This is a genomic window from Pseudomonas anuradhapurensis, assembly GCF_014269225.2.
GTDB classification, from domain to species: Bacteria; Pseudomonadota; Gammaproteobacteria; order Pseudomonadales; family Pseudomonadaceae; genus Aquipseudomonas; species Aquipseudomonas anuradhapurensis.
The window spans coordinates 2432614-2444862 of record NZ_CP077097.1 but is presented as its reverse complement, the minus strand read 5'-3'; the positions used below and the strand labels follow the sequence as shown (position 1 = coordinate 2444862).

Here is a 12249-nt window from a genome sequence, read left to right as displayed (position 1 = left end):
GGGGCCGCCTTGCGGCTCTTTCGCGACACAAGGCCGCTGTTACAGCGTCAGCGTTTGGTACCTGACTCAGGCAGCCGCAAACAGCTCGTTGGCAATTTGCGCCTGGGCAGCGTCGATCGCCTGGCTGCGCTGCTCAGGGCCGTAGGCCAGGCCATGGGCGCGGACGATTTCCAGGTCGGTGATGCCGATGAAGCCCAGGAACACCTTGAGGAATTCCTCATGCCCGGCACCGCTCGGCTGGCCAGCGTGCAGGCCGCCGGCGGTGGACACCAGCACGACTTTCTTGTTGCCGCACAGGCCTTCCGGGCCGGCTTCGGTGTAGCGGAAGGTCTTGCCGGCGACGGCCACGCGGTCGATCCAGGCCTTGAGCTGGGTCGGCACGGTGAAGTTGTACATCGGCGCGCCGATCACCACGGCATCCGCCGCCAGGAACTCTTCCAGGGTTTCTGCGCTGAGCTTGGCCTCGAAGGCCTGGGCTGCATCGCGCACGTCTTCCGGGGTGCCCGCCGCTACCAGGGTGGCCGCAGAGAAGTGGGCGATGGCGTCAGCGGCCAAGTCGCGGTACACCACCTCCACGCTCGGGTCGGCAGCTTTCCAGGCTTCGACCACTTCGCGGCTCAGTTGGCGGGAGGCGGAATTGTCGCCCAGGATGCTCGAATCGATGTGCAACAGTTTCATGGGACTCTCCTGTGAATGACGACCGCGACAGTGGGCGATCACGATGGAGAGAATCCTACCGAGGGAGCCAATGGCTGATAAGTCAGCAAAAATGCGTTAGTTTGTCCCACAGATGGAACAGTGAGACATACCCATGCAAGACCTCAACAACCTTTTCTATTTTGCCCGCGTAGTCGAGGCCGGCGGTTTCGCCGCAGCCGGTCGCCAACTGGGCATCCCCAAGTCGCGGCTGTCGCGGCGCATTGCCGAGCTGGAAGAACGCCTGGGCACTCGCCTGCTGCAGCGCACCACGCGGCAACTGAAGCTCACCGCCGTTGGCGAGCGCTACCTGCACCACTGCCAGGCCATGCTGCTTGAGGCCGAAGCCGCCGACGAAGCGGTGGCCAGCATGAGCAGCGAACCGCGTGGGCGCTTGCGGGTGTCCTGCCCGGTGGCGTTGGCCCATGCCTTTCTGCCGGAGGTGATCAGCCGCTTTCTTGAGCAATACCCGCTGGTGCAGCTGGACATGGTGCTGCTCAACCGCCGGGTCGACCTGATATCGGAAGGCATCGACGTGGCGCTGCGGGTGCGCGACCTGGGCGATGAAGACCCGGCCCTGGTGACCCGGCGCCTGCGCCAGGCGCAGATGCAACTGGTTGCCGCGCCAGGTTTCGCCGACCACATTCGCGAACCCGCTGAGTTGGCATCGTTACCAGTGCTGGGCGCTGCCGAAGCGGACCGACTGGTACACTTCCGCTTGTTCGGCCCGCACGGCAAACAGCAGGAAATCGCCTTGGAACCACGCCTGGCGATCGATGATTTCGTAGTACGTAATGCTGCTGTACGGGCAGGCCTCGGGTTCACCGCGCTGCCCAGCATGTTCTGCGAGGAAGAACTGGCACGCGGCGAACTGGTGCGCCTGCTGCCGGACTGGTCGTTACCGGGTGGCTACCTGCAGGCGGTATATCCGCACCGGCGTGGCGTGCTGCCTGCGGTACGGGTGTGGATCGACCACCTGGCCGCCTCGTTCGAGGCCTGTGGAGAACAGTATGTCTGAACGGCACATGAGCGAAACCGAGGTGCCGGCGTACTGCCTGAGCCTGCCCGGGGCGCGGGAAGACTACAAATGGGGTGGCATTCGGGTGTTCTCGGTGGCGGGCAACAAGATGTTCGCGGTGCTCGACCTGGCGGGCGCTGGCTTGTCGTTCAAGGTCGCCGACGAGCTGTTTCTCGGCTATTGCGATCGCCCGGGGGTGCGGCCTGCGCCGTATCTGGCACGGGCGCGGTGGATCAGCATGGCGCCGCCCTATCCGATGGGGCGCGACGAGCTGTGTGATTTGCTGCGGCGCTCGCACCAGCTGGTGGTCCAGCGCTTGCCCAAACGACTGCAGGCAGGGCTACTGCTTTGACCTATCTCTGCTGGCCTCTTCGCGGCTTCACCTGTAAGAGCAGGGTTACCGCGAAGAGGGCTGGCACAGCGGCGTATCAGCCAACGGCCAGATAACGCCCGCCAAGCAACAGCCAGTCCGCCCAGAACACCTGGTGCAGCAGCACGATCCCCCAGCACACCAGCTGATACGAGACCTTGCGGGTCTTGTGGCGGAACAGCTGTTGCGCCAGCAGTGCCCCCGGCCAGCCACCCAGCAGCTCACTGGCATGCAGCACCTTTTCTGGCGTACGCCAGGCCTGGGTGCGGGCCTGTTGCTTGTCCTGCCAGTACAGCAGCAGGCTGATCAGGCTCATCGCCGGGTACAACGCCAGTGGCCACCAGGCCTGGTCGACCCAGGCCATGCGCGCCGCGCCGAGGCCCGGCAGCAGGCACAGCAGGCCCAACAACAGCAGCTTCAGGCGCGCGTTGCGTACGCCTTCCAGGCGTACACCCCTGGCCGCCTCAGCCATGTGCGGTGGCCCAGTCAACCCAACCGAACTGCCAGGTCGCCAGGATCAGCAGGCCGAAGGCGATGCGATACCAGGCAAATGCCGCGTAGCTGTGGTTGGCAATGAACTTCAGCAGCGCGCGCACGGCGATCATGGCAAAAATGAACGAGGTCACGAAGCCAAGGGCAAACACCGGCAGGTCGCCGGGCTGGAACAGATCGCGGTACTTGTAGCCCGAATACACCGCTGCGCCCACCATGGTCGGCATCGCCAGGAAAAACGAGAACTCGGTCGCTGCCTTGCGCGACAGGCCGAACAGCAGCCCACCGATAATGGTCGAGCCGGAGCGCGAAGTGCCCGGGATCATCGCCAGGCACTGGATGAAGCCGATCTTCAAGGCATGGCTCCAGCGCATGTCGTCTACATGGTCGACCTCCACGCGATGCTCGCGACGCTCGGCCCAGAGCATGATCACCCCACCCACCACCAGTGCCGCTGCCACGGTAATCGGGTTGAACAGGTAGGCATGGATCAGGTCGGCGAACAGCACGCCCAGTACCACCGCCGGCAGGAACGCCAGCAACAGGTTGCCGGTGAAACGCCGCGCCGTCGGCTGGCTGGCCAGGCCGAAGACCACGTCGAGGATCTTGCTACGAAACTCCCACACCACCGCCAGGATCGCCGCCAGCTGAATGATGATGTTGAAAGCCATGGCCCGTTCGCCAGCAAACCCGATCAGGTCGGCGACGATGATCTGGTGGCCGGTACTGGATATCGGCAGAAACTCCGTCAGCCCTTCGACCACACCCAAGATGATTGCCTGAAAGGCAGTCCAAAAATCCATCATTCCCCCGCTGAGGCGCTGCTCGTTGCAGGCCCCTTGTTCTTGATTTGCTTGAAATTGCCGCGCGCGGCCCGGCTGTTTTACAGCGTCTGTTGGGCGCAATGCCAGCAGAAAAGTTCGCCCCGCCTAAAGGTTTCATCTTGCGCGGCCGACATCCTAGCAGAGCGCCTTTGCAATCGCCTTGTACGACCGCTGCAGACTATCAGTCGCATAGCACTTAGCCATTAGTCGAGTACGGCCATGGCGTAAAGCATGCTTGGATGCACCTGAATAAAAAGAACAATGCGGGAGCTGTGGATGAAAACCCTGAGATCGATGTCTATCAGCCGCCGCCTGTGGCTGATCCTGCTGGTCGCGGTGGCCATGCTGCTGGTGCTGGGCCTGCTGATGCTGCGCCAGATCCATGGCGACCTGTACCAGGCCAAAGCGGAAAAGACCCGCCACGTGGTGCAGACTGCCGCCGGTGTACTGGCCTATTACCAAGGGCTGGAGGCGGCCGGCACGCTCAGCCGCGAAGCGGCCCAGCAACAGGCATTGCAAGTGGTGCGCGCGCTGCGCTACGACCATGACGACTACTTCTGGATCAACGACCTGGGGCCGAAGATGATCATGCATCCGGCCAACCCCAAGCTCGACGGCCAGGACCTGTCGGGCATCCGTGACCCCGACGGCTTTGCCTTGTTCAACGAGATGGTCGCACTGGCCCGCAAACAGGATGCCGGGCCGGTCAACTACCGCTGGCCCAAGCCCGGTGCCAGCGAGCCGGTGGCCAAGACGTCGTATATCCAGCTGTTCAAGCCGTGGGGCTGGATCATTGGCTCGGGCGTCTACGTCGATGACGTGCAGGCCGAGTTCAACCGCCAGTTGCGCGACGCCTCGCTGGTCGGCCTGGCCATTGCCGTGCTGATGGCGCTGGTGGTGATGCTGATTGCCCGCAGCATCGCGCGCCCGCTGCAGGAAGCGGTGCAGGCCATGGGCAACATCGCCAGCGGCGAAAGCGACCTGACCCGGCGCCTGGACACCCACGGCCGCGACGAAATCACCCACCTGGGCGAGCACTTCAACCGCTTCAACGGCAAGCTGCAAGGTGTGGTCGGCCAGTTGCAGGGGGCAGCCCATGCTTTGGCCCAGTCGGCCGGGCATGTGGGTGACAATGCCGGCGCCGCGCAGCAGCACAGCGCCCAGCAATCGCTGCAGATGGACCAAGTGGCGACCGCCGTCAACGAGGTCACCTACGCCGTGCAGGACGTGGCCAAGACCGCTGAGCAGGCCGCCGGGGAAATGCGTACAGCGCAGCAGCAGGTGGCGCACGGCCAGCAGGCCATCCACGGCAGCCTGGCGCAGATCGACCAGCTGTCGCTGACCATTGACCAGGCCGTGCAGGTGATCCGTGAGCTGGCCGGGCACAGCACCCGCATCGGTGGCGTGCTGGACGTTATCCGCTCCATCGCCGAACAGACCAACCTGTTGGCGCTGAACGCGGCCATCGAGGCGGCACGGGCCGGCGAGCAAGGCCGTGGCTTTGCCGTGGTCGCCGACGAGGTGCGCCTGCTGGCCCAGCGCACGGCGCAGTCGACGGCCGAGATCCACACCATGATCGAGCACCTGCAAAGCCAGTCGGACGCGGCAGTCAAGGCCATCGACACCAGCAGCGAAGCCTCGCGCCAGACGGTCGAACAAGCCCGTGAAGCCGGTGCCAGCCTGGACGCCATCAACCAGGCACTGAACAACCTCACCGCCTTGAACGCCTCGATTGCCAGCGCCACCTTGCAGCAGTCGCATGTAGTCGAGGAGATCAACCGCAACGTGCTGGATACCGCCGGCTTGTCGCAACAGACCGCCGATGCCGCGCGCCAGTCCAGTGAAGCCGGAGTGGCGCTGGGGCGTTTGAGCGAAGAGCTGGAGCAGCTGTTGCGGCAATTCCGGGTTTAAGGTCGAGAACGCCGGGGCTGCTTTGCAGCCCCCGCTTCGCCGACGCCCTACACCTTGTCCTGGCGACCCGCTACAATCGCCGCCCTCTCCGATAATCTTTCCAAGGATCGCCGATGTCCGGCCTTGAACTCATCGCCGCCGTCCTCGGCGTCATCGCTGTCTGGCTCACTGTCAAGCAGAACGCCTGGTGCTGGCCGATCGGCCTGGTCATGGTGCTGATCTATGGCTGGTTGTTCTACGAAGTGAAACTGTATTCGGGCATGCTGCTGCAACTGGCCTACGCCATCCTACAACTGTACGGCTGGTGGCAATGGAAACGTCCGGGCCATGTTGAAGATGCCCGCCAGGTTTCACGCCTGCAGCGCCCTGCACTGCTCGGCGGCCTGGCCGCCGGAGTGCTGCTGAGCGCCACGCTGGGCGCCGCCATGGCCAACTGGACCGACGCCGCCCTGCCCTGGCTGGACGCCAGCCTGACCGGGTTCAGCCTGGTTGCGCAATTGTGGATGGCGCAAAAACGCCTGCAGTGCTGGCCGCTTTGGGTGGTGGTGGACATCATCTACGTCGGCCAGTACCTGCACCAGCAGCTGTACTTCACCGCCGGCTTCTTCGCCGTGCTCACCCTGATCGCCGTGCGCGGCTGGCTGGAATGGCAACGCGACCCGGCACTGGTACAAGCATGACCACGCCGCAGGAAATGAAGGTGCTGGTGCTGTGCGGCCCGGAATCCAGCGGCAAAAGCTGGCTCAGCGGGGTGATCCAGGCGCGTTTCGGCGGCTTGGTGGTGGCCGAATACGTGCGCCACTTCATCGACCAGGAATGCCGCGACACCTGCTATGCCGATATTCCCACCATCGCGCACGGCCAACTGGCCTGGGAAGACAGTGCCCGTGCAAAAGCACCGCCACTGCTGATCCTCGATACCCACCTGTTGAGCAACATGCTGTGGAGCCAGGCGCTGTTCGGTGACTGCCCGCCCTGGCTGGAGCAGGCGTTGCTGGCACGGCATTACCACCTGCACCTGTTGCTTAGCCCGCAAGGGGTGGACTGGGTTGCCGATGGCCAGCGCAGCCAGCCAGAACTGAGCGACCGCCAGCGTTTCTTCGACGACAGCCTGCACTGGTTGCAACGGCATGATCAGGCGTACGAAATAATTGCAGGCGATTGGCCACAACGCCAGTTGCTGGCGCTGCAAACAGTCGCTAGGCTGATTGATAGCGATACGCCAGCCAGTTTCACAGAGTGTTAAATCCTCGACACACTTCGTTGGACCAAAAGCCCCGAAACAGCGGGGCCTTCGCCCTGTTTCGCGGGCACTGTCAACGTGCTGAAACACCCCGGCAAAAATCCCCTTGCCGTCGAAGCCGCCACCGGCTTGACTGGTAACACCCCGCGGCGCCTGTTTCACGGCTGAGACAGAATACGCCGCAGTTTGTCATCCCCTTGCCCTAACCAGTTGATCCACCACGCTTTTTCAAAAGCGGCACACCTTCTGCTGTCCCGTTCGCATCGCTGAACCGGACCAGCGCTCAAAAAAAGGAGCTGCCGTCGTGAGGAAAACTGACAAAGGCTTTCACCATCTGTTGCTGTTCTGCCTGTTCGCTGCATTGAGCCTGACTGCCCAGGCGGACAAAGGCATCATCATCATCACCCGCGACGTGCAGACGCGTAACGCAACGGTCCCGCCGCTGATTCCCGACCCGACTCCCACCACCGTCAATGCCAACCCGTCGGCCCAGGTGCTCAGGCAAACCAACGAGCTGAGTGACGGCGACTTCGCCAGCATCAGCAGTGGCGCGGGGATCAGCAGCATGATCACCCAGCAGACCAACAACCTGGGCGGCAATCTCGGCCAGCAGACACAACTGCCCAACCTTTCCGGCGGACGCGGCACAGGCTCGGGCAACGGCATCTCCAACATGGTCAATTCCAGCGTGCAGCGTGGCCTCGCCCCGCTGCAGATCCTGACTGGCGGGAGCAAGTGAGATGAAGCCCATGCTGCTGATCCTGGCCACCCTGTGCAGTGCCTCGGCCCTCGCCCAATCGCCAGCCCCTGTGCTCGACAATGCCGACATCGACAGTTCCGGCAGCCACTACCAAGGCAACCTCTCGGTCAACCAGGCTGCAGGTGACCAGCAACAGCAGGCGAATGCGCGGGCCATTGCCGTCGGGCCTGCAGCGAACGCCAGCACGCAGATACGGCAACGCCTGGCGACGCCGGCCAATCCTGCGCTGGACGCCCGCGCGCAGATCCAGGGCAATGCCTTCAGCAACGGCAGCGGCGCCCTCGGGGTCAACCAGAGCGCTGGCGCCAATACCCAGCAAGCGAACGCACTGAGCATCAGCATCGGTGCCCAGCCGCAAAGCATCGACGACAGCGTCCTCCTGCAGCAGAACGTGGCGCTGCTCAACAACTCCGGTGCAATTGACACCCCAACAGGCCATCGCCAGGTCACTACCAGTGACCAGGCCTTCACCGGTAGCCGTGGGGTGATCCAGTTGAACCAGAGTGCCGGGGTGGGAAACCGCATGGCCAACACCCTGAGCATCCGGGTCGCGGATTGACCCATTCAGTCAAGAACGACACTTAACCAATAACGTACGGAGAATCACCATGAAACCCTCGATGGCAATCAAGCCTCTGGTTTTCGCAATTGCTGCGGTCATGGCTGTTGCTGTACAGGCTGATCAGAACGACCGGAGTGGCGGGCACCACAATGGTCACCATAATAACGGGCACCACAAGCCTCCTCCCACCAGGATCCCTGTGTTTGCCACGGCCAACGCCATTGACAGCCAGCGCAGTACAGGCAACAAAATCACCAACCAAGGTACCGTCAATGCGGCCGAGATGAGCAGTTCGGCCGCCGGTGCCAGCGGCAACGTGGGTGTCAACGTGGCGGCCGGCAACGGCAACCAGCAGGACAACGCCGCGGCCATTGCCAACGCATCGTCCGAGTCCAGCCTGGACAACAGCTTCGTGTTCGGCACCGCCGAAGCCACCGCTGATGTCCGCCAGTTCAGCAACAACAACCGCGTCGACAACTGGTCCACGCAAAGCTCGGCAATCATGACCGGCTCGGCCGATGGTGCAGAGGGCAACGTCGGCGTCAACATCGCCGGCGGCGACCTGAACCAGCAGAAGAACACCATGGCCATCGCCAATACCGGTGCCCCGCTGGGCAATGCCACGGCCACCGCCTCGGCCGAGCAGAATGGCCCGGGCCTGGTGGTGAACAATAGTGCCGACCGCACCTACCGCGTGGATACGCTGACCATCACCACCAGCAAGAGCGGTTCGAGTTCGCGTGAGGGCACGTTCAACTCGTCCGACGACCGCAGCTCGTCCTCGAGCTTCAGCGTGGCCGGCGCGCAAAGCGCCAGCTCCAGCGGCTCCAATGGCTGGAGTTCCAGCGGGTCGAGCAGCAGCAATGCCAGCGGCTCGCACAGCGCCACGGCCAGCGGTTCCAACAGCTGGAATGCCAGTGGCTCGGTGGCCGGCAACGCCAGTTCGTCCAGCAGCTCCAGCCTGAGTGCCTCCCTGGCTGCCGCTGCCGACGCTACCCGCACCGTGACGACCGATGACGGCCGCCGCGAGCGCACACGCACCGACAGCTTCGATGGCTCGCTCAATGCCTCGCTCAATGTCGACGTCGACCGTTCGCGGGAAAGCGCGTACGACGCATCGTTCGAGAAGGCATTCGACTCGTCGTATGACAAGTCTCGCCAATCGAGCTACGACAAGTCTCGCGACTCCTCGTATGAAAAAGCTCACGAGTCGTCCTATGCCAATGCATCGGAATCGGCGTTTGAAAAGTCTGGCGAGAAATCGTCGCAATCTTCGAACGACGTGGCGAAGAGCTACAGCGAAAGCAGCGCCTACGACTTGAGCAATACCGTGTCCTTCCAAGTGCTGACCCCGACCGGCTGGGCCAACCCTGTGACCAACACTGCGACCCTTAGCGGCTCGGTGAATGGTGGCAGCGGCAACCTGGGCGTGAACGTGGCAGCCGGTGTGGGTAACCAGCAAAGCAACTCGCTGGCGATCTCCAACACCTCGTTCTGATCGCTGTGCTCGAGGCCCCCTGCGGGGGGCCTTTTCACCGAAGAAAGGGAAGGCATCCGATCATGCGTATTGTCGCCTTGGCGTGTCTGCTGTGCCTGGCCAGCGTGAATGAGGCTGCGCAAATGCCACTGTCCGTGCTGCCCGGTGGCGCGGTGGTGTTCAAACCCATCCAGAGCGTACGCGAGCGCAAGTTCGCCGACCTGGTGCAACAGAAAACCGACTTCAGCTGCGGCGCCGCTGCACTGGCCACCATCCTGCGCCAGGCCTACTGGCTGGACGTGAACGAGCAACAGATCATCGAAGGCATGCTGGCCCACGCCGACCAGGACCTGGTCCGCACCCAAGGCTTCTCGATGCTGGACATGAAACGCTACGTGGAAAGCCTTGGCATGCGCGCCCGCGGCTACCGGGTGGCGCCCGAGACCCTGCACAGCGTTCGCATCCCGGTGGTGGTGCTGATGGAGGTGCGCGGCTACAAGCACTTCGTGGTCATGCAGAAGGTCGACCGCGGCTGGGTGTACATCGGTGACCCGGTGCTGGGCCACAAGCGCTATAAAATCGACGATTTTCTCAAAGGCTGGAACGGCATCATCTTCGCCGTGATCGGCCAGGGCTACGACAAGCACAACGTCTTGCTCGACCCGCCCCTGCCACTGACCGCCAAGGGTCGGGTGAACGACTTCGCCCCGGTGCAGGACGCAGAGCTGCTGGATTTCGGTTTCATCAAAAGCGACTTCTTCTAACGACGCGTCGAACGATAAGGGGCATGACGCTCCGGGGAGTACCCATGAAGCATCCACTGTGGCTCGCAATGGCCTGCCTGGCAGCCAGCCTGCCAATCCAGGCAGAGACTTTCAGACCCATCGAACTGAAGGACCAGGAACTGGCGAGCTTGCGTGGCCGTTATGTGATGCCGGGGCGAATCGTCAGTTTCGGCATCGTCATGTCCAGCACCTGGCAGAATGCCAAAGGCGATGTGATCGGCGCGACCAGCACCCTGCAGATACAGCAGTCGACCATCAAGCCGCAATTCTATGTCTCGCTGATTGACGAGAAAGGCACTGGCACGGCGCCAGCCGGCGCATCTGCCCCCGGTACCGGTAGCGTGACCGGCGGCGCCGGGCTCGGCACCACTGAAGGCGTGACCCAGGTGGTCCGCGCAGCTGGCGACAACAACAGCGCCTACAACAACGTCGACATCAACGTGACCAAGGCCAGCCAGGCTCCCACCACGCAGCCGCAGGGCCAGGCGCTGGCCGCCGGCCAGACGCTGACGGGCGCGAACGGCGCAGGCGCGCTGAGCGTATCCGCCAGCGGTGTCGGTGTGCAGCTCAATATCGATGCCAGCAACAACCAGGGCAGCAGCGTGCAGCGCCTGGCCCAGGGTGGCCTGATGCAGAACGCCACTCTGCTGGGCAGCGGCAACCGCGTCAATAACATCACCTCGCTCAACGTGGTGATGCGCGAAAGCGTGCCGACAGCGGCTTCGCTGAATGGCAGCCTCGACCAGCTCAAAGGTCTTCGCACATTCGGATATTGATCTACGCTCAGTTTCACAAAAATGAGTCGGTAGGGACGGCAATTCCATGCACCGATCGATAACGCTGAAAGCTGTTGTGTGTTTGGCCAGCTTGGCCCCGGTTACAGTGCTCCATGCAGCCACCGACCCGCAGGTCGAGGCCCTCAAGCAGGAACTGACTGAACTGAAACGCCGCTACGAAGCCCAGCAGCAGGCGCTGATGGTGCTGGAGCAGCGCGTGCGCCAGGTCGAGGAAACCCCTGCCACACCCCCGCCCAAACGCCTGGTCAAATCCCCCGCCGAAGGGGTCAAGGGCGCGCAGACCGTCGCATCCGGTGCGCCGGGTACTACCGGTAGCTCCTATGGCCAGGCGCTGACAGCCGATTCCGAGCCGGCGCAGAGCGTGTCCAACCTGTATGACGAGGCCAGCGGCTTTTTCGGCGGCGGCAAATTCAGCTTCGAGACCGGCATTACCTATACCCACTACGATACCCGCGCCCTGGTGCTCAACGGCTTCCTGGCGCTGGACTCGATCTTCCTCGGCAGCATCAATCTTGACCGGATCAAGGCGGATAACTGGACCCTGGACATGACGGCCCGTTACAACCTGGCACAGCGTTGGCAGTTTGATATCAATGTCCCGGTGGTGTACCGCGAGTCCACCTATTCTTCCGGTGGTGCCGGTGGCGCCGGGGCGAGCACGTCAGATGAAACGGTGACCCGCGACCCGGAAATCGGCGACATCAACGTCGGCGTCGCCTACAAGTTCCTCGACGAAGACGAGACCTGGCCCGATGCCGTGGCCACCCTGCGCATCAAAGCCCCCACCGGCAAGGACCCCTACGGCATCAAATTGCGCGAAGTGCCCGGCAACGACAACCTGTCGGTACCGGAGAGCCTGCCGACCGGCAACGGCGTCTGGTCGATCACCCCGGGCATTTCGCTGGTCAAGACCTTCGACCCGGCCGTGCTGTTCGGCAGCCTGTCCTACACCTACAACATGCAGGACTCGTTCAGCGACATCAGCCCGCAGGTCAACAGCAAGGTGCCGGGTGACGTGAAGCTGGGCGACTCCTGGCAGATCGGCGGCGGTATTGCCTTTGCCCTGAACGAGAAGATGAGCATGTCGTTCTCGGTGTCCGACCAGTTCGCCAGCAAGAGCAAGATCAAACCGGATGGCGGCGACTGGCAGTCGATCTCCAACAGCGACTACAACGCGGCCAACTTCAATATCGGCATGACCTTCGCCGCCACCGACAACCTGACCATCGTACCCAACCTGTCCATTGGTCTGACCGACGATGCGCCGGACTTTTCCTTCAGCCTGAAATTCCCGTACTACTTCTGATACTTGCC

14 protein-coding genes and 1 pseudogene are annotated in these 12249 nt (G+C 63.1%); 12 read left to right on the top strand and 3 right to left on the bottom strand.

The window, feature by feature from the left end; genetic code table 11:
• Positions 1 to 66: 66 nt before the first annotated feature.
• Positions 67 to 678 (bottom strand): FMN-dependent NADH-azoreductase, encoded by a 612-nt coding sequence (locus HU763_RS11405; protein ID WP_170029671.1) that lies wholly within the window; start codon positions 676 to 678, stop codon positions 67 to 69.
• Between the two features lie 133 nt (positions 679 to 811).
• On the opposite strand from HU763_RS11405, the gene HU763_RS11400 reads away from it, so the two are divergent.
• Both HU763_RS11400 and HU763_RS11395 read left to right on the top strand, forming a co-directional pair.
• Positions 812 to 1714 carry a LysR substrate-binding domain-containing protein gene (locus tag HU763_RS11400; RefSeq protein ID WP_186684912.1) on the top strand — a complete coding sequence of 301 codons (903 nt, stop codon included), beginning with the start codon at positions 812 to 814 and terminating at the stop codon, positions 1712 to 1714.
• The gene (locus HU763_RS11395; RefSeq protein ID WP_186684911.1) at positions 1707 to 2066 is read left to right on the top strand and encodes an MmcQ/YjbR family DNA-binding protein; all 360 of its coding nucleotides are present in this window, start codon (positions 1707 to 1709) and stop codon (positions 2064 to 2066) included. The genes HU763_RS11400 and HU763_RS11395 overlap by 8 nt, the downstream gene beginning before the upstream one ends.
• 76 nt (positions 2067 to 2142) lie before the next feature.
• Here HU763_RS11395 and HU763_RS11390 read toward each other — a convergent pair whose 3' ends face one another.
• Together HU763_RS11390 and HU763_RS11385 are read right to left on the bottom strand one after the other, a co-directional pair.
• On the bottom strand, positions 2143 to 2556 hold the full coding sequence (locus tag HU763_RS11390; protein WP_186684910.1) for a DUF1294 domain-containing protein: 414 nt from the start codon (positions 2554 to 2556) through the stop codon (positions 2143 to 2145).
• Positions 2549 to 3379: an undecaprenyl-diphosphate phosphatase gene (locus HU763_RS11385; RefSeq protein WP_170029668.1), complete on the bottom strand. Its 831-nt coding sequence runs from the start codon at positions 3377 to 3379 to the stop codon at positions 2549 to 2551. Before HU763_RS11385 ends, HU763_RS11390 begins: the two co-directional genes overlap by 8 nt.
• Positions 3380 to 3661: 282 nt before the next feature.
• Here HU763_RS11385 and HU763_RS25055 point away from each other — a divergent pair.
• The 10 genes and pseudogenes from HU763_RS25055 to HU763_RS11340 form a co-directional block, all read left to right on the top strand.
• Positions 3662 to 4438, top strand: a pseudogene (locus HU763_RS25055) (cache domain-containing protein); the annotation flags it as partial.
• A 138-nt stretch (positions 4439 to 4576) separates the two neighbouring features.
• Positions 4577 to 5311, top strand: coding sequence for a methyl-accepting chemotaxis protein (locus tag HU763_RS25050; RefSeq protein WP_420831055.1), 735 nt, complete (start codon positions 4577 to 4579; stop codon positions 5309 to 5311).
• Between the two features lie 113 nt (positions 5312 to 5424).
• A complete protein-coding gene (gene pnuC / locus HU763_RS11375; RefSeq protein WP_186684905.1) occupies positions 5425 to 5991 on the top strand; it encodes a nicotinamide riboside transporter PnuC in 567 nt (188 codons plus the stop codon).
• The gene (locus tag HU763_RS11370) at positions 5988 to 6557 is read left to right on the top strand and encodes an AAA family ATPase (RefSeq protein WP_186684903.1); all 570 of its coding nucleotides are present in this window, start codon (positions 5988 to 5990) and stop codon (positions 6555 to 6557) included. The genes pnuC and HU763_RS11370 overlap by 4 nt, the downstream gene beginning before the upstream one ends.
• Before the next feature lie 301 nt (positions 6558 to 6858).
• Positions 6859 to 7293: a hypothetical protein gene (locus tag HU763_RS11365; protein ID WP_186684901.1), complete on the top strand. Its 435-nt coding sequence runs from the start codon at positions 6859 to 6861 to the stop codon at positions 7291 to 7293.
• Position 7294: 1 nt separating this feature from the next.
• On the top strand, positions 7295 to 7873 hold the full coding sequence (locus HU763_RS11360) for an adhesin (protein ID WP_186684899.1): 579 nt from the start codon (positions 7295 to 7297) through the stop codon (positions 7871 to 7873).
• 49 nt (positions 7874 to 7922) lie between these two features.
• A complete protein-coding gene (locus tag HU763_RS11355; RefSeq protein ID WP_186684897.1) occupies positions 7923 to 9374 on the top strand; it encodes a heme utilization protein in 1452 nt (483 codons plus the stop codon).
• A 62-nt stretch (positions 9375 to 9436) separates the two neighbouring features.
• Complete coding sequence (locus tag HU763_RS11350; RefSeq protein ID WP_186684895.1) at positions 9437 to 10117, top strand: C39 family peptidase; 681 nt, start codon at positions 9437 to 9439, stop codon at positions 10115 to 10117.
• Between the two features lie 44 nt (positions 10118 to 10161).
• On the top strand, positions 10162 to 10914 hold the full coding sequence (locus HU763_RS11345; RefSeq protein ID WP_186684893.1) for a hypothetical protein: 753 nt from the start codon (positions 10162 to 10164) through the stop codon (positions 10912 to 10914).
• 46 nt (positions 10915 to 10960) lie between these two features.
• Positions 10961 to 12241, top strand: coding sequence for a hypothetical protein (locus HU763_RS11340; protein ID WP_186684891.1), 1281 nt, complete (start codon positions 10961 to 10963; stop codon positions 12239 to 12241).
• Positions 12242 to 12249: the final 8 nt, after the last annotated feature.